The sequence below is a fragment of the Peptococcus niger genome (assembly GCF_900101835.1).
Classification (GTDB): domain Bacteria; phylum Bacillota; class Peptococcia; order Peptococcales; family Peptococcaceae; genus Peptococcus; species Peptococcus niger.
Genome location: NZ_FNAF01000017.1, coordinates 1 through 22,015, shown reverse-complemented (window position 1 = coordinate 22,015; position 22,015 = coordinate 1). Strand labels below are relative to the sequence as shown.

Sequence of the window (22,015 nt, the reverse complement as noted above, 5' to 3'; positions counted from 1 at the left end):
CACGAAGGCCGTCTTTCTTACAGGTACCATGAAGCACTTGTAAGATATGCGGTATTAGCAATGATTTCTCACTGTTATTCCCCACTGCTGGGCAGGTCACTCACGCGTTACTCACCCATCCGCCACTAACTCGGGAAAGGTCACTCCGAAGAGGTCTCTTTCCTCCGTCCGTTCGACTTGCATGTGTTAGGCATGCCGCCAGCGTTTGTCCTGAGCCAGGATCAAACTCTCCGTGTTATACGTAAAAGCTCTAGCTCATGTTCACTTAATTCGTACGCTTGTCTGGCTGTTTAATTGTCAAAGAGCTGCCGCTTGCGACAGCTTGTTTATAATACCACGCACGATCAGGCCTGTCAACTCTTTTTTAATAGTTTTTTCGCCACTGCAGATTTTTTAAGATAATCGACAAAAAACCGCCTGACCCAAGGCGTCAGGCGGTTGTGCTTTTATTAGGCTTTGGTAAAGATAACGTCGGTCGTCAGGCCTTGGGCATCTGCGGTGGTATCTACCTTAAAGCCCAGGCCCTCTGCAGCAAAGCGAACGGGCACGATGGTGCGGCCGCTGGCGGTCAGGTAGGGGGCCACGTCCATTTGTTTTTGCACGCCGTTGATGGTGAAGGTCTTTTTGCCGATGGTCATCAGCAGGTCTTTCCCATCCATCTGAATGCGGATGCCCTGGTTGGCGTCATCGTATTCCACTTTGGCGCCGAAGGCTTCCGCCAGAGCCCGCAAGGGCACGAAGGTGCGGTTGTCTTGAATGAAGGGGGCCGTATCCATTTCTTTTTGGTCATTGCCGATGACCAAGGATTTTAAGCCGATGGTCATCCGCACCTGGTTGGCTGCCATGCTTGATGGACCCACCATGATTTGGAAGGGATAGCGTTCCAGGACCTGCCCGGCGGTGTCAAAAGCCCGCAATTCCAAATCAACGGTGCCGTCTTGGTCGGCCTTGAACTTCAACTTACCCTTGCCGGAGGCTAAAAAGCCGGCTGGATCAACCACCGATGCACTTACCTTGGCACCGGCATTTTCTTTCCGGATAACAGCAACACCTAAGGACTTGGCCCGCTGGTCGGTTTTTTTCAAGCTGATGTCGGTCAAGAGTTCCTGCCCTTTTTGGGCCCGGGTCTGTGCAAGATTGAAATCCCCTGTTTGGCTTTCTCCCGGGGTGTTTTGTGACGGATTCTTGCGCACAACAAGGCTCTTATTAACGGTCCGGTCACCATACATCAAACTTACATTGATGACACTGCCTTCCGGAGCATCTGAAGCAACGGTAAAGCCGCCGTTAACGAAGCTGCCGGCGACGATGGGTCCGCTATAGCTGTAAATCACGTCACCGGAAACATCAGCCTTGTTGACGGTGATTCTGGGCTTAACGGTACTGCCGGGCTTGACTTCTGCCGGGTAAGCCGCCGTCAAGACCCCCTTTTGCTGGGCGTCACCAGTCTGGGCCTTGGCCTTGGTTTTCGCCGCCACAAAATGGTTGCCGGTCCCTGCCATCTGCACATGTACCGTGTCGCCTGAAGCGGCCGCGCGCGGTAAGGAAAGGGTCAAAGCCCCCTTGGTCACATCGTCAGCGCTCAAGTTGCCCCGCACGTACTGGTCGCCCATAACAATATGATACCAGTCCCCGGCCTTGGCCCCCTGGTAATGGAGGGTCGCTTGAGCTCCCCCGACAGTGACATCATCTATGCTGACGCTGTCCGCCGCCTGCCCCACTTGAGGCGCCAAGCCCAAGAGTAAGGCGCCGGTGCAAACAAGACTGATTCCTTTTTTATTCATATGTCCTCCCGCTTTCCATCAATTAAATCAATCAACATTTAGCCCTGTATTTCAATAACCTGCTTGTCTTTAACGCCGCTGACGCTGGTGGTGAATCCCATGGCATCGGCCACGAAACGAATGGGCACCATGGTGTGGCCATCTTCGGTCACATAGGGGGCCACGTCCATAAAAGCGACCTGCCCGTTATTCCGATAATAGGTCATATCCACCGACATTTCCAGCCGGCGGTCTTTATTTTCAATGGTAATCGTCCGGTCTTCCGGATGGTAGGCCACCTTAAAGCCGAAGGCTTCAGCCGTGGCGCGCAAGGGAATGAAGGTGCGCCCGGCGGTCACTTTCGGCGCCTTGGGCAAGGTCTGGGTCGTACCGTCAACGATCACGTCGGTTCTCCCCAGGTAGAAGGTCACTGCCGTTCCGTTGGCCGCTTCCGCCGGCTGGGCCAATAAAAGGCCCCCGCTCAATAAAGCGACGCTTAAAGCACCACAAACGACTTTTTTCAGTTGCTTTTTACTTTTCAATCTGCATAGCTCCTCTCAACATACAAGAGCTATGATACCTCAATCCCACTGAAAATGGGCATCAAGTCGATGACAATCTACCCCACCGCCTCGGGATCCCACCGGCAACTGTTACCAAATCAAGAACAAACGCTCTATTTTTTGCAACGATTTCTGCTTTCTTCCCGGTTTCGCCTCCGGCTGCGGTTACAATTTAGTAACGCACCGCCGACACCGCCTATAAGCATAGACCCCGGCGTCTTTTTTAGCAAGGGGGCTTTTATAAGAATTGATGGCAAAATTCCTCCTTCACCCCGGCAGAGGCCGAAGCCCCAGTGCTTACCCCTGCCGGTTAATCCGGCGCCACAACCGGACTGAATGGCGGACGAACAGGGCCACCACCCCCAGGACCACCCCACAGGCAATGGTCAACTCCCCATAACCGACAAGCGTCAACAGGGAATAGACCGGCCCCGCCGTCGGCACATAGAGGTCGCGAAAGGCAAATATCGTCAACACGGATATGCCCGCCGGGAAGGTAAAGCTGGCGAAGGTTACCGTAAAGGGCAGGCGGCGAAACCGCCCCGCCTGGGCGTAGAGCCAAAAGAGAAAGCCTTGGCTCAATAAGAAGAGGACCACCGCCAAGCCCGGGGCAACCTTCGGAAGCCCGGCCAATAAGCTCATCAGCAGCACACTCGGCGCTGCGCACATAATCGCCTTGCTGGGCCTCATCTCCTCCGGCAAGGGATAGCGCAACAAGCGCAGCAGGATCAAGGGCGTTAAAACAAAATAAAAGACGGCGCTGTAAACAGCCACGCCCCAGGCCAAGCGCCCATACCCCATAGAGGCCCCGGTAATTGCGGCCACCGCAATCCCCAGGAAAATCAGATACCAGACCGGCGTGACCTTGCGCAAGGCAAACCCGTCCCGGACCTGCCTCTGAAAAAACACAGCGATCACCGCCAGGTTGCCTGCAAAGGCCGCCGACCAAAGGCCCCTGGCCAGGGCCGGATTAAGGGACTCCAGCTGAACGCACATAAAGTAGGCCGCCATAATCCCCGTTTGATAGGCCGCCAAGCCGCCCAGGGTGCCCAGCTCCTTCGCCGCCAGCCCCGGCGTGTACAAGGCCCGCCAAGCCATTAAGGCCATCACCGTCAAGGTAAACCCGGCCGCTACCGGCCGCAAATCCACCGGCCCACTATAGGCCACGGCGTTGGCCATACTGGTCAACCCTAAGCAAATGGTCATCCATTGGGCATCCGCCTCCCGCAAAAAATCGTTTGCCTGCCGCCAGCAAGACCGACCGCCCGCTTGAGCCTTCATCGGACTCACCCCTCTCGATTAAAGCTACAATAAAACCGACCCTGCAGCTGCAGAGCCGGTTGTCCTAGGCTTTCTTATCCCTTAAATCAATAGTTTTTGAAAATGACGCTGGCAGTGGTGCCATCGTTGTTTTGCGTCGTGCTCACCTTAAAGCCCATGGCTTCTGCCGCAAAACGCACCGGAATCATGGTGCGGTCAACGCCGGAAACAATGTACGGCGCTACATCCATGGCCCGGGTCTGCCCGTTAACGGTGTAGTTCTTTTGACCGATTGGCATGGCAATCGTGTTGCCATCCAATTCAATGTTCACCACGTAATTTTTATCATCAAAGGTCACCTTGGCGCCAAAGGCCTCCGCTACGGCACGCACAGGCACAAAAGTACGGTCATCACGGATAATCGGCGGCGCATCAATGGCCTTTTTCTGCCCATTGATCATCATCTCTTTAGAATTGATGTTCATAATGACACCGGTTTTGCCGTTTGGTACGCCGGGGACATCTCCCTGCTCAGAAGAGCCGTCCCGGCCCACCACGGTCAAGGTAACCGTATCGGTACAACCGCCGGCCACGGCGGTGACGATAACCTTCTGACCGATGTATTTCTCATCTTTTTTCACTGTAAAGCCGCCCTTGGACCGACCGGCATTTTCCATTGCAACGCCCGTATAGGTAAATATAGCGGTGGACGTCACGTCCATCTTCTCGCCGTCTTTATTTTTCAAATATGCCTTCGGCTGAACGGTCTCGCCCAACTTAACCTTGGTGGAGGGGTATTCCAAAAGCAGTTCACTCGGATTGGCAAAGTCTGCCCCCACCGGAACTTTTAAGGTCAAGTCATCGACGATGGTATTGCCGGAAACATACTGAATTTCATAATAGGCCGCCTCTTTGGCCGGGGTAAAGCGCAGACTCAGTTCCTGACTGCTGTTACGCGTTCTTAAGTCTTGATCTAAGATATTAAACTCTTGCGCATCTCGGCGATCCATCCGCTTGCCGTCTTTATCATAGGGAACGAACTGCAAGAAGTCCGAAGAGGACGGCTTGTAGTCGCGGTCAAAGCAGACCGTAAGGGTTTGCGCCCTTTTGTCTTTGATGATGGTCGGCTCTGCAAGGGTCATACTGGCCGGTTTCACTTTAACGCCATCTAAAGTCACCGTATTCTCAAACCGGGAACCTCTTTCCGGAATGATTTCAACGGTCAATTTATCGCCGGCCCGTAAATTTTTAAGCATCGGGTATTGGGTCGGCGTCAACTCAAGCACCTCTTGATCGTACTTGCGGATAACCCCCGCTCCCAAACTATACTCACGACCATCTGCCGATGTCAGGGTAACCCGAAAGACATCTCCCGCCTCTACCCCCTTGGTAAAGACCAGGACCTTTTCCGTATCCTGGGTAAAGTTGTAAATATCTACGCTGTGCTCCGTTTCAGCGGCTTGTGCCGGCTGTGGCGGCACCACGCCCCCTGCCGTTGAGAAAATAAACGCGAACGCCGTTAAGCCGGCCATCAATTTTTTTCTAATCACGGTTTTGCCTCCTTTGTCAATCATCACATGATAGATACATTATACCATAGAGATGGGCAGGGAACAATTCACCCGGCATAACAAAAAAATGACAATCCTCATTCAAGTCCAGTCACACCGGTCAAGACGCCACCGGCTCATCAGCCAAACGGCCGGACCGGCGCTTTCTTTGACCGGTCCGAAAAAAGCACAAAAAAAAAGCACCTGCACAAGGCAGGTGCTACGATGGATTGATCGTATCTCTAAGCAAACAATACATTAGGGGCGTTGTTTGTTTTTTTGTCGATGCTTAACTTAATCTTTTTACGTTTCAGTGTGTACAACCTCCAAAACCGAATTAAAAGACAAGGTTTCGTCAACCGTTTCCTGATAATACGTACATAAGGCGTGCAACAAGTTTTTGATGTGAGCCCCTCTACTTGGCAAAAGGCCTATCTTTTTTTGCGGGTACGATCAATACTTCTTACTGACATACTATCACATGATTCAGACAATTACAATAGCTGCTAAAGAATTTTTTTATGTTTTTTTCTTAACTGTCAAGACATACGTTACACCTTGAGAAATACTCCTCTCCTACCTGATTAGGACTTTTGAAGTCTAGACTTGTTTTTGCCGTTCGGTTATAGAGGTCTTCATGTTTCTGTACTTGCTTTTTCAGTTCCCTTTCGCTGGTGAATACTTTTCTTCTATAAAGAACCTTTCCGTCTTCATTGTTGACCCGGCGTCTGATCTGTGATTCGCCAACTTGATATTTATCTTCCAAGACGGGATAGCCTCTCTTCCCGGATAAGTATTCTTCGACGATTTTCTTCTTCAATTCATAACTGTATTTTGCCATAAAAAGCCCCCAAAGGTTGGACTTCTTGGTCCAACCCTTGGGGGCAAGGCAAAGGCCCTATTAAAGAATGTCTTTCCAATTAGGAGGAAAACCCATAAATTTATAGTTGACGTAGTCTTGGTATTTATTAAAGGTATTTTCTAAATCTTTTAAAAGGGATTCCCATTGATCGTTTGAGTTTAGGAGTCTCTTTATGATTAAAAGAATGGGAAATATTTTATTTTGCTTGCCCTTATATTGTTCGTTTTCAGAATAAAGACGGGGAGTTTCCTTTAAAGGCATATTATAAAGTCGAGTGTAATGGGCGCAAATATTTCTAACTTCAACAAGACATAAAATCCAATTTTTTAAATATTTAGGGTTTGTGTTGTAATAATTAGAAATTTCTTTTTGATCTTCATCCTTAAGAATACTAAATAAAGAAGATAAATTTCCAAAAGACATGAGCTCAACAGATACCCAGATTGGAAACTTTCCATCGTATTTTCCTAGGTGGTGTTTAACAAATGGTTTATTCTTTTGCCTGTCAACTTCGTTGCTCAGATTCTCATTTATGATGGAATATATGGTTTGACCTTTTTTATTCCTTTTATCAATGAAATTATCTTCATGCATAAGTACATCAGAACCATACGTAATAGCTAGGTGATAAGCAATTTGAGTTCTAAGCTCTATTTCAATTTGCTCAATAGTTCTAATGAGCTTGTTTTTAAACTGGCTATCAAAGCAATAAAGATTAAAGAGATGCTCGATAGTGATATGATTTTTATAATGCTCTTTATTATTATGTTTTTTAAGACCAATACCATAACCTGAAAGTCTGTAATAATTAACTTTTTCCAAAATTTCTGTTGCATAAACTTCATCTTTGATTGTTAAGTTATGGTCAACTTTTAATTTAATAATTTGATCTTCGTAGTTTAAAGCAGGTTTTAATGTCATATAAGTTCTCCTTAATATAAAAAAGCCCTCTCCGTGGTCCGCATGTAGAAAATCTACATTAAGCGTGGAGAGGTTCTGTTAAATTAAGTATAACATAGACCTAGTCAAAGTCAATAACATACATGAGAAAAGAAATAATCTTAACTGTCAAGACATATGTTACACTTTGAGAAATACGCTTCTACTACCTGATTAGGACTTTTGAAGTCTAGACTTGTCTTTACCGTTCTGCCAGGGGGAGTAGGGCCGCGTCTTTCTGATCTGGATCCCCGGGCTCTCCGCTATTTTCTGAAACAGGCCAAGTTTGTCGGTACCTTCTTCATCATTGACGAACTCTGCTCCATTGCCTACCTGTACTTTATGCCCCGGGTATTCTCCTCTTATTGGATATTCAGCTCCCGCTTTAACCCTTCGGTCAAAACCCGTGAAAAGTTAATATTCTTTTCTGTCGCCAAAAGATCCAGCCACACCGGAACGGTTAATGTTTTCTTCCGATACATTTCTTTTATTTGCGCCCTTTGGTAGGGCATCCACACGGAAACGAGGAGAATTTCCTGCCCATCTGATAACCCCCGTCTAAGGGTTTCAATCGGCGTTGCAGCCGGATAGGCCCCGTCATCGTCTAAGTTTAAGGCAATCAAAGCTTTAGCAGAGGCAACGACGTCTTCTAAAGTTTCCTCATAAAGTCCATTCGTCTCCAAGTCCGGTACGGTGAAAAAGTACCCGTCATCTTCCCGTTCAATCACTACAGGATAAGTCACTTCATCGGTCAAAGCCATCATATCACCCCTCATAAAAAAATGGGAGGAAGCCGGTCACCAACCGGCTTGCCTATAGATGCTTTTCAAGGTCTTTGGTGTTAGATCCTTTGTTGGGTGCGGAACGGTTACCGTTCCGGATTTATTCGGGTGTCTAAATTGGTAATGATCCCCTTTTACCCGAACTAAGACCCAACCATCATCCTTAAGCAGTCGAATGACCTCCCGGGATGATTTAGTCATCTTATACCTCCCAAATTCATTTTAACACGTATTAAACACGTGTCAATACCTTCCTATTGTTTTTCATAAAAAACGGGACACCTGGCGGGTGTCCTTAAAAGCTTATGGATGGCTTAGTTTTTGAACATTACGTTTGCAACGGTGCCATCGGTATTTTTGGTGAAGTCGGCAGTGAAGCCGAAGGGTTCAGCGGCAAAGCGGGCGGGAATCATGGTGCGGTTGGCGCCGGGTTGGATGTAAGGCGCGACGTCCATGGTCATGGATTTGCCGTTAACGGTGTAAACTTTAGACCCGATGGGCATTTTCACAACGTCTTTCCCCAGTTCAATGGTGACCACCCGGGTGGCATCGTCAAAGGAAACTTTGGCACCGAAGGCTTCGGTTACCGCACGAAGGGGCACAAAGGTCCGGGAATTTTTAATCACAGCCGGGGCATCAATAATCACTTTTTCTTCGTTGACAAGCATATCTTTGGAATTGATGGTCAATACGATGGACGTTTTAGAAGCGGCCTGTTCATCTTCTTTAACCGTAAGGGTCCGGGTTACGGCACGGGTTCCATCAACAGCGGTCACCCGGATGGTTTCACCGATGTATTTCTTATCTGCTTTAACGGTGAAGCCGCCTTTTTCCCGGCCTTTTTCTTCAATGGCATCGCCGTCATAAGAGAAGGTGGCCCGGTCAGAGACGTCCAGGGTGTCGCCGTCTTTATTTTTCAGGTAAACCTTGGGGGTCACTTTTTCACCCGGTTTAACGGTGGTCTTCCCGTAATCCAGGACCAGCTCGGTGGCTTCAGAGAAGTCTGCACCAATGGTCAGCTTCTGGGTTAAGTCAGCAACAACGGTGCCCTTGCTCGCAAACTCAACAGTGTAGTAGGCAGCGCCTTTCACCGGGGTGATGGTGAGGTCCATGCTGTGTTTTGACAGGCTAACCTTGCTGCTGGCCTTGTTGTCAGCATTATCCTCCAGCTTATAGCCGTCCTTGGTGTAGGCGGTTAATTTAAGTTCATCGCCCTCTTGTGCTTCATAGTCTTTATCAAAATGAACGGCGACGGTTTGTTTCTCTTTATCGCGGACCAAAGAAGCCGGATCCGTGGTCATTTTGGCCGGACGATTTTTGATGTTATCAACATAGGTGGCTTGCTCGCTTGTTGTCAGCTCAGACTCAAGGTCTTTATCGGCAAATACCTTGACAGACAGTTGGTCACCGGAGAGAAGGGGATCCCCATCTCCGTTTTTGCCAAAGGTCAATTGGAAGTCATGCAGACTTTCATCTTCTGTCATGGCCTCTTCCTTGATCATTTTTGCCTCTCCGCCGGGGTGCTGCAGGTAGGCCCGGACCACATTGCCCTTTTTAAGCCCGGAAATGAAAATGCTGTAGGCGCCGGTGTCGGCTTTTAAGCCGGGAAATTGAACATTAACCTGGCTCTCTTGTTCTTCCTGATTTCCTGCCGGGGTTCCCGGGTCATCTGCAAATACCGGTTGAACCGGGGTGACGGCGAAGCCGGCGGCAAGGGCGCCGACCATGGTCAATGATACGATGCGTTTTTTCATGCTGTGCATATGCTTCCTCCTTTGATGCGCTCCGGATGGTTTTTTAGCTAAATTCAATATATCACAGCCCCGGCAAAAGCTCAATTTAAAATCGGGAACAATCCGGTGACAATTAACCGGGCCACTTGGTCCAACCGCAGGGCACAGGAAAAGCGCCGGCCCCCTCTCAAGCCTTCTCTATGCCTTTGCCGGCTTTATGCATTCCCACTTTTCTTTTTCTCCGATGGCCCTGCCTCTCTCTTGCGCTCAGGCCCGACTGCTCCGGCGCCCCTTCCGGACCGGAGCGACAGGCCGAGACCGCCGTCCCGGCTTCAAGGCGGGCAACCTGCCTCCATGGGCCTGAAGCGGTTTTTGCAGACGGGTATGGCGGCCTGCCCTTGAGCCGGTCACTGCCCATATCCGGGCATAAAAAAGGACACCCTTACGGGTGTCCTTGAAATAATCGGTTAAGATTATTTGTTGAATACAACGCTAGCAGTGGTGCCATCGGTGTTGTAAGTCGGGGTGACTTTGAAGCCGAGGGCTTCTGCTACGAAACGAACCGGAACCAGGGTGCGGTCGCCGGAGATGTACGGCGCAACGTCCATGGTCATTTCTTTGTCGTTTACTTTGTATTCTTTTTTGTCGATGGTCATAACGACTTTTTTACCGTCCATTTCAGTGGTAACGGTACGGTCTTTTTCATTCCATTCCACTTTAGCGCCGAAAGCTTCAGCGAGTGCGCGGTAAGGAACGAAGGTGCGGTCGTTTTTGATCAGAGCAGCCGTATCGGTAGCAACGATGTTGTTGTCAACGATAACGTCTTTGCTGCCGATGGTCATAACAACAGTGGTGTCTGCATTGGATGCAGTTTTACCAAAGGTGTATTTCAGGTTGCCGGCATAGTATTTGCCATCTTTGTTGCGGACATACACTTGGATGTCAGCGGTGACCGGTTTGTCAGAGGTCAGGCTTAATTCGCCGGTACCCTTATCAGACAGGTCGCCAGTGTTGTTCACGGTGGCAGATACTTTAGCGGTGTCGTCGCTAACGCTTTGGATGGTTACAGCGCTGGTGTCATAGCCGCCGCCACCGAGGGCAACGGTTTTGCCATCGCCATCAACCAATTGGAAGATGACTTTGTTGTTGGCGCCAACAGCCCCTTTGTTATCCAGGAACTTGATGTTGCGGCCATCTTGAGCAACGGTCAATTCTGCTTTTGCAGACAAACCTTCACGCTCGGCAACAGCGGTAACGGTGATTTTAGAACCGAGGTATTTTTCATCGTCTTTAACGGTGAAAGAACCGTCATCTGTGTCAAATTCTTTTACAGCATAGCCATTGTAGCCTAAGGTTACGCGTTTTTCGGATTTCTTTTCAACGCCGTTTTCGTCAACGAGGACGATGGTCGGGGCTTCAACGTCAGCTTCTAATTCAACACTTTCGGTATCGTAATCAATTTTCAAGTCTTTTGCGGTACCGAATTTAGCGATTTCGAAGTTAACAACGACTTTCTTCCCGTTTTTCAGGCCCAATTGAACGGAATATTTCCCTGCTTTCAGTTCTTTTTCAGAAACGAGGGTGTAGTAATCCTTGTCTTCGCCAGCATTGTTTTTGACCGGTTTTACATAGAATTGATCATCATCAAGATCCATGCTGTCCGGCTGACTTAAAACTTTAACGTATTCTTTAGGATCACCGGAATCAAAAATCGGTTCGCTTGTAATTTTACTCTTCATCACATTGTTGTTGATGTCTTTAATTTGAATGTGAACAAAGTCTTCCATGCCTTTGGTCTTGAAATCGCTGTTCCAAGCCAGGGCATTTTTCGGTGCCTTGGTCAATTCAATGTAAGAAGCCTCAGATTTTTCAACAACAACGTTTTCTAAGGTAGCATCAATATCGCCAACGGTGATGTAGAGCTTATAGGTGCCATACACATCACCGGTCAGTTTAACTTCTGCTTCACCGGTGTAGTCAATCTTGTCAGAGGTCTTATCTAAAACCAAGTTGGCAGAGTTGGTGTCAAAGTCAACAACCGTGCCTTTATCGGCCAAGATCGTGCCTTCTTTATCTTTATAAGCAACTACTTTAACTTTAGTTTCCTTTAAACCATTTGCATCAACAGTAATTTTCTTATCGCTTTTGTTCTTATCTTCGGTTAAAGTGGCAAGTTCGTTACCATCTCCATCCAAGACTTTGATGCATTTAACGTCTTCGTCCGGTCTAACTTTGACCAGTGCATCACTATTTTCATTGATGCGGTATTGGGCCAAATCAGAAATGTTTTCAATTTTGGCTCCGGTCGGAACGATAGCTGCATTAAAGCGATAGTCGCCTTCTTTGTGGAACTTAACGTTCATCTCATTAACGCCTTTTACAGGAGTAGTAATTTTGTAAACGCCCTGCATTTCAGCGCCGTTAGAGTCTTTGTAATTTTCCACTGTGTCCATAAATTCAACACTGTCGTTGCTGGTACTGTTGGTGCCGGCCCACACAACGATTTCATTGGTGCCAGCTTCAGCCGATAAGCCAGTGGCTGTTTTTAAGCCTACACGAACTTGGGTAACATCGCCCACATCACGTGTATCATCTTCAACTTCCACATAGGACCGGTCTTTTGACGGATCGGTATCAGCTGCGAATAACGCACCTGCCGGAACTAAGGTCAGCAGGAAAGACAGGATAGTCAGAAGACTGACTACTTTTTTAGTTGTCTTTTTCAATATATTTCCCTCCCAAGATAATATCTGCAGGTATGCCCCACCTGCGGGGGTTGCAGTCTAACCCTCTGCGTCGGGTTTGCGGGACTTACATGAGAACTCGCCGTCTCAAAGCCTGCGCGTATCATCCATGCCGACTAGCGGCGGTGCCGTCTACTGTCGTAGTGGCGGCGAAAGAGTTGTGCTGTGGCCAAACTCCCCCTTTCGACGTTTTTTTGCTATGGATCATACATTGCCGGAAAACCGGCAGGTTAACAACACCTTGTGCTGTTTGTACACCCCAGACAAGGGGTTCTTCTGTATTTGGCGCTTGCCGGACGGATGGTTGGTCGCCCAGTGGTGCCCTCACAAAATAAACCGCTGTCAAAGGGTTCAGGCTTATTATAGCAACGGTGTTTTGCAAAATCAAGGTGAATGCGCCTATTTTTAGCGGTTTGTAGCCATTTTGTCAATTATTTTGAGAATTTGCTTGAAAATCAGCCGGCGGCGGTATATGGGAGATAAGTGGGACCGGGCGGTCATTTGCGCCGGCCGGCGGATAGTTTATAGGAGGGTTTGCTGATGAGGATGACGGATTTACAGCCGGTGGATCCGGCTAAGGTCGTGCCGGCAGATGCGACGCTAGAGGCGCTGGGGGCGCGGCTGGCGGTGCTCCAGCGGGCGCTGGCCAAGAGCGGGCGGTCTGCCTTGATTGTGATTGACGGCTGGGAGTGTGCCGGCAAGGGGAAGCTCCTGAGCCGGTTGGTCCGGGACTTGGACCCCCGGTATTTTCGGGTGGAGCTTTTTGAGGCGCCGACCTCCCGGGAGCGGGCACATACGTTCCTCTGGCGGTATATGCGGGCGGCGCCGGCGGCGGGGGAGCTGGTGATTTTTGACCGGAGCCAGTATTATGAGGTCCTCCGGGCCTGGCACGAGCAGGCGGCGGTCATGGACCGGTATGTGGCGGACATCCGCTTTTTTGAAGACCTTTTGACGGCGGACGGCACCCTGGTGCTGAAGTTTTTCTTACATTTGGACCGGAAGGATCTGAGCAAGCGGGTGGCCAAGCGACGCCGGGCCCTGGTGGCAGAGGGCGATGCGGCGGCGCAGACGGAGCTGGTGGCGAATGCCCTGCCCCTGGCCTATTACAAGGACCATGCGGCCCACTACCGGAGGGTCCTCCTGGCCACGGAGGGGGCGGCTCCCTGGCATGTGCTGGACACCAGCCGGCAGAAGCAGGCGGCGCTGGTGGCGATGACCCTGACCATCCGGGCGCTGGAGGCCCATCTGGCGGCGCCGGCGCCGGGCAATGACCCGCTGGCGCCCTATAAGGCGCCGCCCCTGCGGCCGCAAAAGCCCCGGGATAAGGGGGACTTGTCTGCCCTGCAAGAGGAGCTGGGTGACCTCTTGCTGGAAATTTATCGGCGGAAGATTCCGGTGGTGGTGGTTTTTGAGGGGACGGACACGGCCGGCAAGGGGGGCACCATCCGTCGGCTGACCAGGCGGATGGACCCGCGGGGCTACCATGTGGCGACGGTGGCGGCGCCGACTGCCTATGATTTGGCCCACCACTACCTGTGGCGGTTTTACCGGGATTTCCCGGAGAAGGGGCATTTGACCATCTTTGACCGGTCCTATTACGGCCGGGTCCTGGTGGAGCGCATTGAGGACTTGACGCCCACGGCCCGGATTGACCAGGCTTATGATGAGATTGTGGCCATGGAGGAGAGCCTCTTGCGCGGCAAGGTCCTGGTGCTGAAGTTTTTGCTGGTTATTGATAAGGAGACGCAGAACGAGCGACTTATTGCCCGGGCCAAGGACCCGGCCAAGCGCTATAAGCTGACGGATGAGGACTGGCGCAACCACGATAAGTACGATGCCTACGCCGCCGCCATGGCGGAGATGGTCGCCCGGACCGGCAAGGCCGTTCCCTGGCAGGTGGTTGACGCCAACAGCAAGCCGGAAGCCCGCCGCTACGTCCTGACCGCCGTCCGCGACGCCCTCCGCCAAGCCCTGGAGGAAGCAGACGCCTGCCGGTGCGACTAAGCCGGGCCGGCTGGGGCAGTGGCGATTTTATTTAATATGATGAAGATAGCAAAATCCCCCCTTGATTGGTCGAGGGGGGATTGGCGCCGATGATAGGGCTTCCGGTCATAAGCGGACGGAAGTCCCGTTCATGGCAAGACCCCACCAACGGCCATTGGTGGGGTCTCTTTTTGTGATTAAATGATTATTAGCATCTCCATGTCTCAGTATAGCAGCCCGGTGCCCGATGGGCAAGTATGCTATACTATCCACAAGGACTTCCAATCCCCAGCTGCTCTAGCAGCGGAGGGGAGGTGACGACAATGCATTTTTATATTTCCTTGCAGTCAGACATTGGTACGCTTATGATAATGCTACTACTCATAAGCGGGCGGAAGTCCCGCTAATGTCAATCCCCCACCAACTGCCATTGGTGGGGGATTTTTTGGTGCAACAATGCATTTTTATTTCCTCGGCTTTAGTATAGCACCCGGGCACCCCGCGCGCAAGTGTGCTAAGCGGTAGGGTGGGCATTCTGTTGCTATAAGGGATTATTTGTTTGGAACTTATGATAGGGCCTCTTCTTTTTCCAGATCTTCTAAAGAATAGACGGCGGTGGGATCTTTCAGATACTCAGCATAGGCGGCGTCAGCATCCTGTCGGTCCAGGTCATCTTCTGTTTTTTCCAATACGGAGCTGCGCACCAGTTCAGCGGTTGATAGGCCTAAGCGCTCCGCATATTTTTGAATGAGGTCTTTTTCATCCTTGTTCACCTGAATTTTAATGGTGGTCATCTGTCCCACTCCTTTTTATTGGGTCATATCATCTGCGGTCGTCCGGGAAATATGACCGGAGGATACCTTGCTCCCTTTCCCATCCTGCCATGCGGTTTTCGCACGATTCGCCGTTTTTTCGCACGATTCCATTTTTCAAGAATCCCTTTAGATGGCCTTTTATCCCGGTTGCATTGCCTGATTTTCGCACGATTCACTGTTTTTTTCGCACGATTTTACCCTGCGGGTGACGCCTTGCTTATCGGTGATGTGGGTTAGGTTCAGTATATCAAAAATCGGGAAATTTTTCCGAACTTTTTCAGCGTCCTGTCCGTCGGCCGGGCGGGCATAAAAATAAACCGCATCAAGTGAGGGGTGGCCTCTCTTGATGCGGTTTAGGTTAAATTGGCCTCAGCGTCCCTTGGCTTGGCCGGTTTGGGACCGGGTAGCGGCGTTTTCGGAGCTGTCCGGATCAGCGCCGGCTGGGGAGTCGCTTTCGTATTTGGCTACGTTGGCCCGTTCGTCAATTTGCTTGGCGGGCTCATATTTTTGACGTTTGAAGAAGATGTCTATGTCCACGAGGTTATCGAGGATGGGTTTGACTTCTGTGGGGTAGATGACAGATTCGACACCGTCAACGACCCAGAAGTCGTTTTTCTGACAGGTGACACGTTTGCCCATGTCTTGCATAAAGGCTTGGTAGGCATTGCCGTGCCAGCCGAGTTCTTTAAAGAGGATGTTGGACATGAGCTGTTCCGGGTCGGCGGTGGGGCCTTGGCCGGTGAAGCTATTGTTGAACATGGCTTTGGCGGCGTTGTTGCCGTAGATTAGGTAGGGGGTGGCGTAGTTGTTGAGCTTGGCTTGGACGGTGCCGTCCGGGGCTTTTAAGCCGAGGATCTCGTAGCCGCCTTCTTCCATCCGCGGACTGTGGTCACCGAAGGCCAGGAGGACGATGGGTTCATCGTCATTTTCAATGCTGTCGATGAGGTTGGTTAGGGCTTTACCGGTGGCGCTAACGTCTGAGAAGTAGTTGTTCAGCATAACGTAGGCCTGGCGGCGCATGCCTTCCTGGAAGGGGAACCACTCTTTGTCCTTGATGCTGACGCAGTTATAGGGGCCGTGGCCCTGCATGTTGGCGGCATAGAGGAAGGTAGGGCCCTGGGCCTTGTAGCGGTCGAGCTGGGCTTTGATGTCCGGCATGAATTGGGCGTCGGGCATGTATTCGCTCAGGTTGTTTTTAAAGTGGTTCTGGGTGTAGAGGAAGTTTTCAAAGCCGAGGTTGGGGTTGCGGTCAAAGCGGGAGTAGAAGTAGCCGTCGTTGGGGTGCATGGCGACGGTGCGGTAGCCGTTTTCAAGGAAATAGCGCACGTTGGACGGGCCGGGGTGGTTGATGTAATTGTCCCGCTTGTAGAGACCGGTGAGGACGCCGGTTTCAATATTGATGGTGCCGCCGCCGTAGACGTCGCTGATCATGTTGCCGGAGATGCAGCGGGCCTGGAGGGCGTGCAGGGGATCGTAGGGGTTCTCACCGGGGAACTGGAGGGTGCTGGGCTTGGCGGCGGAGGAAAAGTCCATGTAGCTTTCCAAGAGGATGGTGATGACGTGGACCTTTTGGTTGGCGGGAATGGGCTGGGACCCGTATTTTTCCGCTAAGGCCTTGCCGTTGGCGGCATTGTAGCCGGCCTCGTCATCGTAAAGAGAAAATTTGGTGTTGTAGCTCATGGAGTAAACCACGCCGTTGGCCTGGTAGCGGTCGGAGTGGAGCCGGTAGGTGATGCCGGTGGAGTCGCACCATTGTTGCTGGTTTTTCAGGTATTGTTCCTTATACAGGGGGGTGCTGGCGTAGACCACGTTGCCGGTACCGGCGGCGATGGCGACGACAAGCAGACCGGCAAGGAGCCGAGAAATTGGATGAAATTTAGTCTTAGGCATAAAGCGAGCAAAGAGGGCAAGGCCGGCAATGCCGGCCAGGGCGTAAAAGAGCAGGCTAAAGTCCATGTCGTGCATATAATGAGGTAATATTTTAAGGGTTGGAATGATTAAGGCGAAGTCATCCGGCTTTAAGGCGGCGTGGCGCCAGTTGATCATGGCCATATTCGCCACGGCAATGCCCATCCAGAAAAGGCCTGAGATAAAGACAGACAGGCGCAGGCTCTGTAAAATGAGCCCGAACAAGAGGACACAGCCGTAAATGGGCAGGAAGTTTAACAATAGGGTTAAGGGGTTGGTAAAATAGCTGGTGAAGAGCCCGGTGGCATAGCCCCACGAGCCCGCGAACAGGACGACAATGGTCAAGACGGCAGCAGCAAGTGCCCCGCCTCCGAGAAACTTGGCAACATCACGTGAAAAAATGCGCTCACACAAGCGCACTGCCAAGGACTTTATTTTTTCTTTTGCGGTCATTCTATGGCCTCCTTTGTTGTTTTCTATGGTTATTCTTGAATGAGTTATCGCTAATTTTAATGTAAAAGGATTAATTGGTGGTCTTATCTTATCATAAGCGGGAGGGCTTTGCACGTTATTGGCGCTGATTTTACAACTATTTTACCATTTGCGGTAAGAGCAGGGCATCGGCAAAAGAAAAAAGCGCCACATTAGCATGATTGAATGCTCTTGCTTTGGCAGGGCTTGCTTATCTTCTGTATATGAATACCAGCAAGCCATGCTTCTGAAAGCCTTTGCATTGACAATATAGGATAAATCCTATAAAATATCCCTATAAAGGAGCGCTTATGAGAAAATTCACGGTAGAATACTTTGAAAAAGAAGATGGAAGCTATCCAGCTGAAGATTTTATTTTATCTTTGGATGTAAAAATGAAGGCTAAAATATTCAGGTCACTTGAACTTTTAGAGATGAAAGGAAATAGCCTTAGAGAACCTTACTCTAAGCATTTGGAAGATGGTATCTTTGAACTAAGGGTAAATCAGGGAAGTGATTCCAGTCGGATTTTGTACTTCTTTGTGGTTAATAACAGGGTTATTTTGACAAACGGTTTTATCAAAAAAACGCAAAAAACGCCAAGATCAGAAATAGAAAAAGCTAAGCAATATCGGGAAGATTATAAGAAAAGATGTGACCAACATGGCTAAGAATTTTAGAGAAACGTTAAATCAAGAATTGCAGGATCCGGATTTCAAAAAAGAATGGGATAATTTGGAAGTGGAGTTTCAAATTATAAAGGCAATGCTTGACGGACGTGATGAACAGCAGATGACTCAGAAAGAATTATCTGAGATGACCGGCATTTCACAAGGCGATATCAGTAAGATAGAAAACGGAAATGCCAATCCCTCTATTCGGACATTAAGCCGGCTGGCATCCGGAATGGGGAAACACGTGAAAATCACTTTCGAAAACAACATGTAGCTTTTTATATGCCGGCAGGGCTTGCTCCCTTGAGAGCGACCGATTAATGCAAGGGCATCTGCCGGTTCACTGATTTTCTTTTGTCCGCTTAAAACGCAATAGCAAAAACCCCGTCTCATTTTTCTTGAGACGGGGTTGTGTTATTTACATTGTGTTACAGCAAGACTTGATATGGTGTTTTTAAAAAATTGGCTTATACGCGACCGGCGCCGGTAAAGGGGAAGCCGGCATAGGTGCCGATGGACACGCTTTGACCCGGTGCGGGTGCGTGGATGTACTTACCGTCACCGATGTAAATGCCAACATGGTAGGCCGGCGCGCCCCAGAAAACGAGGTCGCCGGGTTGCAAGTCATTAAAGGCAACCGGTTTGGCACAGCTTTGCTGGGCTGCTGCGGTGCGGGGGAGTTTTTTGCCGTTTTTGGCAAATACGTAGCTGGTTAAGCCGGAGCAGTCAAAGCCACCCGGGCTCATGCCGCCCCATACATAGGGGACGCCCATGTATTGCTGAGCGGAGGCGATAACAGTATTGCCATTGACGGTTTGTGCCGCATTGGTGCTGGCCGGGGCTACAGGGTTAAATGAGTAAGCCGGTAAAATGCCGCGCCAGAAAGGATTGCTGTTGCTATATCCTTGTGCGGTTTGTTGCCAGGTCGGGTTTTGGTCAACGAAGGCCACGACTTGAGCGCCTGCTACGGCCACAGTCCGGTTGGTTAAAGTTTGGATAAATGCCATAGGAATATAATCTAAACCGTTAAACTGCGGCAGGCTGTACCAGGGGCCGTTGGCGGATACGCCGACGTATTTTTTATTATCGGCGCTGTAAGTGTAAAGTTCATAAGCTTCTGCACCGCTGACAAGTTTAATCTTGTCGGCTTGGTTGTCAGGATTAACAATAATATCTGTGCCTAAGCTTTTAAAAACCGACTGCATCGGTAAATACATCAAACCTTCTTGGTTAACGACCGGTTGATCGACCGTCACCTGGTGCCAATCCGATTGCTGGGGAGCGGCTACATAATAAACGGGGTCAGCTGCCTGCGCCGGCTGGGCGCCAAATGTCAAGGCTGCTGCTGCAGCGAGGGACAGGGCCACCGCACATAGTGTCTTTTTCAACAAAATACACTTCCTTTCTAACACGTTGGTAATGATAGCATAGCGGTGGACCTCTTTCAATCATTTGTAGACAACTGTCATCCTATTGTTACAAATTATTTTTCCGGTTCGTGAGCGATTAGTACAAGTATATTCCCTTAATAAAGGGGTTTTCCAGGTCAATCGGGTAAAAGGTTACACAAGTCAAGGAATGTATGTTCGTATATTTTGGCGGCATTTGTAACAGACCTGGGATTTTTTTCACTCGTTATTTTTATTCATTCGGATAACTTTTATGGCAATTAACCCCTTTTTTGCCCCTATCAAAATAGTTTTTATGCGCATATTTGATTCCTTTTTAATCATCTTTTATGCCTACAAAAAATATCTCCGGCAGGTCCACAAACAATATTGTTTAAATGGCTTGAACCGGGAGCGATGATTTTCGGCAGATGGCTTCGATAAATGGATTTACACAAAAATCCCCCGGCCTGTACAGGCCGGGGGTAGCGTAACATTTGTTATTAAGCGTCTTGGACCGCGCCAAGGTAGGGACGGAGGGTATCCATCATAATATCGTAGGCATCCGGGAGGTTATCTGTAAGGATGTTTTCGAGAACCGAACTGCTGTAGCCGCGGATTAACTTAACGTTGTCATAGCCTGACGCGGGCAGGGCCAGGTGGGGGCTTTCGATGTTCCAATAAACAAGTTCCGGGAAGGGGATGTTTTCTTGCTGGAATTTTTCTCTATAAGTCGAGAAGGTTGCTTCAGCTTTTTCCGGGTTAATCACGGTTTCCAGTTCATACGGGCTGGCGAAGGTCATGTCAGACATAATCAGCAGGCGCCGGATGTAGTCTTTGGGGTCAGTGACTTGCTTTGACCGGTCCAGGATCAGGTCATAGATCTTGGCCAGGTCTGTTGTGGAGGGCTCTTCATGCTCCTGTAAAAGGATAAGTTTGTCCAGGAGAGGGTCGCCTGCCGGCAATTCAACGTAGGCCGGATTGGCCGAAAAGGTGATGAATTGATCGGCAAAGGCGCCGGTTAAGCGTTCGCTGAAGAAAACGGTTAAGGCGTCTACAATTTCACGCAAGCGGTATTCACCGACCCGGTCCTTCCACATGGAATAGGACCCGTCCCGGAGCACCAGGGTATTGCGGATTGCTCCGGGGAGTGTATAGTCTGCCCAGACTTTATTCAAATATTCGGTTCTTTCAGCGGCGTCCGGGTCATCCGGGTGTTCTTGGTACCATCTCATCCGGTGGACAATTTCATGGGGCAAGATGGCAGCATCTTCGGCCTCCGACGGGGTGTCTTGTGCTGTCCCGGTCGGTTGATCTGCGGCTTCAGTTGCTTCATCTTCATCCAAATGACCGCGTTCACGGACATGGGCTAAAATTTCATGATATCTTTTCGGACTCAAGCCCAGGGCTTCAGACCATACCCGGGCCAGTTGTTGGGTATCCGGGTTGGTGGCGCTTTCAATGGGCATCCATTTTGCCAGGAAAGAGGGTTTCTTGTCCGAATGGAAGTCGGATTTCAGCTGGTTGCCAATCGTATCCATTAAAAAGCGTTTGACTTCATTGTCAACCGGTTCGATCAAGAGCCACAAAACATCGTCCCAGCGGCCATATTCCGGCGTGAGTTCGATGAAGCGGCAAATGTCTTTGCTGGTCAACAGGGGCAAAAGGTCTCTAAAAAGCTTCCGTTGGTTCATGCCCTTGTGGACATCCCGCAAGTACAGGAGGCTGGCTAAGGCCAGGTCGCGATTTTCCTGATAGGCCTGCTGGAAAAGTTCTTCAAGCTTTTCTTTGTCGTTTTCAAGCGTATCCATTTGATAAAACAGGTCCAGATTTGCAGCGACGGCAGCGTGACCGCTGGCGTTTTCTTTAGCCAGACCTTCATTGCGGTTTGAGTTTTGATCAAAATTAGTCATAATTGACCCCCTTTAGTTCTATTGGCGCAATTTTTAAAAAAAGAGACTGCCAAAGAAGCAGTCTTAATTATAAACACAAAATGCAAGCGATATGACTGCCCGTTACCCAGGCATGACCGACAGGAGCGACCTTTTCCCTTGCTCTTCTTAGCCCTATTTCTGTTAAAAGTTTACCTTTTAAGTTTTAAAAAGTCAAGTTTCCGCTCCCCTGAGTCGGCTGCGGTAAAACGACCGGCGGCCATCTCCAATGCCGCGCCGGTCCACCAAGAGGGCCCGGGCATACCAATAATCGGCCCAATAATCAGAACCACCGGCTTAGCCGGTGGTTTGTTATGCCCCTATAAGGGGCTGTTACCGGCAGCACTCACGTGCTCTGAATTTCTTTCTTTTGCAACAAATCCCCAGTTGGCGCTAAAGCGCCTATTTTCATACTTTATTTGACCTGCTGACCCGTAAACGGGTCGATGAATTCTTTCATACTTATCTGATCCGCCAAATAGTCTTCTTCCAATTGGTTTTTGATATACTCTTGGATTTTTTTCGCATTTTTTCCCGCGGTATCGACGTAGTAGCCTCTACACCAGAAATGCCTATTTCCGTATTTGTACTTTAGGTTTGCGTGTCTATCAAATATGATTAAGCTACTTTTTCCTTTTAAATATCCCAT

18 protein-coding genes and 1 rRNA gene are annotated in these 22,015 nt (G+C 49.7%); 3 read left to right on the top strand and 16 right to left on the bottom strand.

Translation table 11 applies throughout. The features are described from left to right. From BLQ16_RS08940 to BLQ16_RS08890, 11 genes are all read right to left on the bottom strand, one after another. Positions 1-237: ribosomal RNA gene (locus tag BLQ16_RS08940) — 16S ribosomal RNA — on the bottom strand; the annotation flags it as partial. A 212-nt stretch (positions 238-449) separates the two neighbouring features. Then, on the bottom strand, positions 450-1,784 hold the full coding sequence (locus BLQ16_RS08935) for a copper amine oxidase N-terminal domain-containing protein (RefSeq protein WP_091792386.1): 1,335 nt from the start codon (positions 1,782-1,784) through the stop codon (positions 450-452). A 38-nt stretch (positions 1,785-1,822) separates the two neighbouring features. Then, complete coding sequence (locus BLQ16_RS08930; RefSeq protein ID WP_091792385.1) at positions 1,823-2,305, bottom strand: copper amine oxidase N-terminal domain-containing protein; 483 nt, start codon at positions 2,303-2,305, stop codon at positions 1,823-1,825. Positions 2,306-2,623: 318 nt separating this feature from the next. Further along, positions 2,624-3,607: an SLAC1 family transporter gene (locus BLQ16_RS08925; RefSeq protein ID WP_091792384.1), complete on the bottom strand. Its 984-nt coding sequence runs from the start codon at positions 3,605-3,607 to the stop codon at positions 2,624-2,626. An 86-nt stretch (positions 3,608-3,693) separates the two neighbouring features. Next, complete coding sequence (locus BLQ16_RS08920; protein ID WP_159428069.1) at positions 3,694-5,136, bottom strand: copper amine oxidase N-terminal domain-containing protein; 1,443 nt, start codon at positions 5,134-5,136, stop codon at positions 3,694-3,696. 532 nt (positions 5,137-5,668) lie between these two features. Next, on the bottom strand, positions 5,669-5,977 hold the full coding sequence (locus tag BLQ16_RS09740; RefSeq protein ID WP_200781913.1) for a hypothetical protein: 309 nt from the start codon (positions 5,975-5,977) through the stop codon (positions 5,669-5,671). Positions 5,978-6,037: 60 nt separating this feature from the next. Further along, positions 6,038-6,919: an Abi family protein gene (locus BLQ16_RS08910; protein ID WP_091792382.1), complete on the bottom strand. Its 882-nt coding sequence runs from the start codon at positions 6,917-6,919 to the stop codon at positions 6,038-6,040. 380 nt (positions 6,920-7,299) lie between these two features. Then, complete coding sequence (locus BLQ16_RS08905; protein WP_091792381.1) at positions 7,300-7,701, bottom strand: type II toxin-antitoxin system HicB family antitoxin; 402 nt, start codon at positions 7,699-7,701, stop codon at positions 7,300-7,302. Between the two features lie 33 nt (positions 7,702-7,734). Continuing rightward, entirely contained in the window at positions 7,735-7,920 is a 186-nt protein-coding gene (locus BLQ16_RS08900) for a type II toxin-antitoxin system HicA family toxin (protein ID WP_091792380.1), read from the bottom strand. A gap of 113 nt (positions 7,921-8,033) precedes the next feature. Then, positions 8,034-9,482, bottom strand: coding sequence for a copper amine oxidase N-terminal domain-containing protein (locus tag BLQ16_RS08895; RefSeq protein ID WP_091792379.1), 1,449 nt, complete (start codon positions 9,480-9,482; stop codon positions 8,034-8,036). 443 nt (positions 9,483-9,925) lie between these two features. Continuing rightward, positions 9,926-12,178: a copper amine oxidase N-terminal domain-containing protein gene (locus BLQ16_RS08890; protein ID WP_091792378.1), complete on the bottom strand. Its 2,253-nt coding sequence runs from the start codon at positions 12,176-12,178 to the stop codon at positions 9,926-9,928. 558 nt (positions 12,179-12,736) lie between these two features. Between BLQ16_RS08890 and BLQ16_RS08885 the strand changes: the two genes are divergently transcribed. Continuing rightward, a complete protein-coding gene (locus tag BLQ16_RS08885) occupies positions 12,737-14,200 on the top strand; it encodes a hypothetical protein (protein WP_091792377.1) in 1,464 nt (487 codons plus the stop codon). 545 nt (positions 14,201-14,745) lie between these two features. Here the strand turns inward: BLQ16_RS08885 and relB are convergent. Further along, complete coding sequence (gene relB / locus BLQ16_RS08880) at positions 14,746-14,973, bottom strand: type II toxin-antitoxin system RelB family antitoxin (RefSeq protein WP_091792376.1); 228 nt, start codon at positions 14,971-14,973, stop codon at positions 14,746-14,748. Positions 14,974-15,363: 390 nt separating this feature from the next. Further along, the gene (locus BLQ16_RS08875) at positions 15,364-17,355 is read right to left on the bottom strand and encodes an LTA synthase family protein (protein WP_091792375.1); all 1,992 of its coding nucleotides are present in this window, start codon (positions 17,353-17,355) and stop codon (positions 15,364-15,366) included. Positions 17,356-17,684: 329 nt separating this feature from the next. On the opposite strand from BLQ16_RS08875, the gene BLQ16_RS08870 reads away from it, so the two are divergent. Further along, positions 17,685-18,044, top strand: a complete 360-nt coding sequence (locus tag BLQ16_RS08870) for a type II toxin-antitoxin system RelE/ParE family toxin (RefSeq protein ID WP_091792374.1) — start codon at positions 17,685-17,687, stop codon at positions 18,042-18,044. Next, entirely contained in the window at positions 18,037-18,321 is a 285-nt protein-coding gene (locus tag BLQ16_RS08865) for a helix-turn-helix domain-containing protein (RefSeq protein WP_091792373.1), read from the top strand. Before BLQ16_RS08870 ends, BLQ16_RS08865 begins: the two co-directional genes overlap by 8 nt. Before the next feature lie 193 nt (positions 18,322-18,514). On the opposite strand, the gene BLQ16_RS09835 is transcribed toward BLQ16_RS08865, so the two are convergent. The 3 genes from BLQ16_RS09835 to BLQ16_RS08850 all read right to left on the bottom strand — a co-directional run. Next, positions 18,515-19,435 (bottom strand): C40 family peptidase, encoded by a 921-nt coding sequence (locus BLQ16_RS09835; RefSeq protein ID WP_144019690.1) that lies wholly within the window; start codon positions 19,433-19,435, stop codon positions 18,515-18,517. A gap of 503 nt (positions 19,436-19,938) precedes the next feature. Beyond that, the gene (locus BLQ16_RS08855; RefSeq protein WP_091792371.1) at positions 19,939-21,348 is read right to left on the bottom strand and encodes a DUF7788 domain-containing protein; all 1,410 of its coding nucleotides are present in this window, start codon (positions 21,346-21,348) and stop codon (positions 19,939-19,941) included. A 433-nt stretch (positions 21,349-21,781) separates the two neighbouring features. Then, positions 21,782-22,015: transposase (locus tag BLQ16_RS08850; protein WP_200781912.1), on the bottom strand; the 234-nt coding region annotated here is incomplete at its 5' end.

Excerpts from the sequence above, each read along its gene's own strand:
- BLQ16_RS08935 (WP_091792386.1), bottom strand. The coding sequence starts at position 1,784 with ATGAATAAAAAAGGAATCAGTCTTGTTTGCACCGGCGCCTTACTCTTG.
- BLQ16_RS08925 (WP_091792384.1), bottom strand. The coding sequence starts at position 3,607 with ATGAAGGCTCAAGCGGGCGGTCGGTCTTGCTGGCGGCAGGCAAACGAT.
- BLQ16_RS09740 (WP_200781913.1), bottom strand. The coding sequence starts at position 5,977 with ATGGCAAAATACAGTTATGAATTGAAGAAGAAAATCGTCGAAGAATAC.
- BLQ16_RS08910 (WP_091792382.1), bottom strand. The coding sequence starts at position 6,919 with ATGACATTAAAACCTGCTTTAAACTACGAAGATCAAATTATTAAATTA.
- BLQ16_RS08905 (WP_091792381.1), bottom strand. The coding sequence starts at position 7,701 with ATGATGGCTTTGACCGATGAAGTGACTTATCCTGTAGTGATTGAACGG.
- BLQ16_RS08900 (WP_091792380.1), bottom strand. The coding sequence starts at position 7,920 with ATGACTAAATCATCCCGGGAGGTCATTCGACTGCTTAAGGATGATGGT.
- BLQ16_RS08895 (WP_091792379.1), bottom strand. The coding sequence starts at position 9,482 with ATGCACAGCATGAAAAAACGCATCGTATCATTGACCATGGTCGGCGCC.
- BLQ16_RS08885 (WP_091792377.1), top strand. The coding sequence starts at position 12,737 with ATGAGGATGACGGATTTACAGCCGGTGGATCCGGCTAAGGTCGTGCCG.
- relB (WP_091792376.1), bottom strand. The coding sequence starts at position 14,973 with ATGACCACCATTAAAATTCAGGTGAACAAGGATGAAAAAGACCTCATT.
- BLQ16_RS08875 (WP_091792375.1), bottom strand. The coding sequence starts at position 17,355 with ATGACCGCAAAAGAAAAAATAAAGTCCTTGGCAGTGCGCTTGTGTGAG.
- BLQ16_RS08870 (WP_091792374.1), top strand. The coding sequence starts at position 17,685 with ATGAGAAAATTCACGGTAGAATACTTTGAAAAAGAAGATGGAAGCTAT.
- BLQ16_RS08865 (WP_091792373.1), top strand. The coding sequence starts at position 18,037 with ATGGCTAAGAATTTTAGAGAAACGTTAAATCAAGAATTGCAGGATCCG.
- BLQ16_RS08855 (WP_091792371.1), bottom strand. The coding sequence starts at position 21,348 with ATGACTAATTTTGATCAAAACTCAAACCGCAATGAAGGTCTGGCTAAA.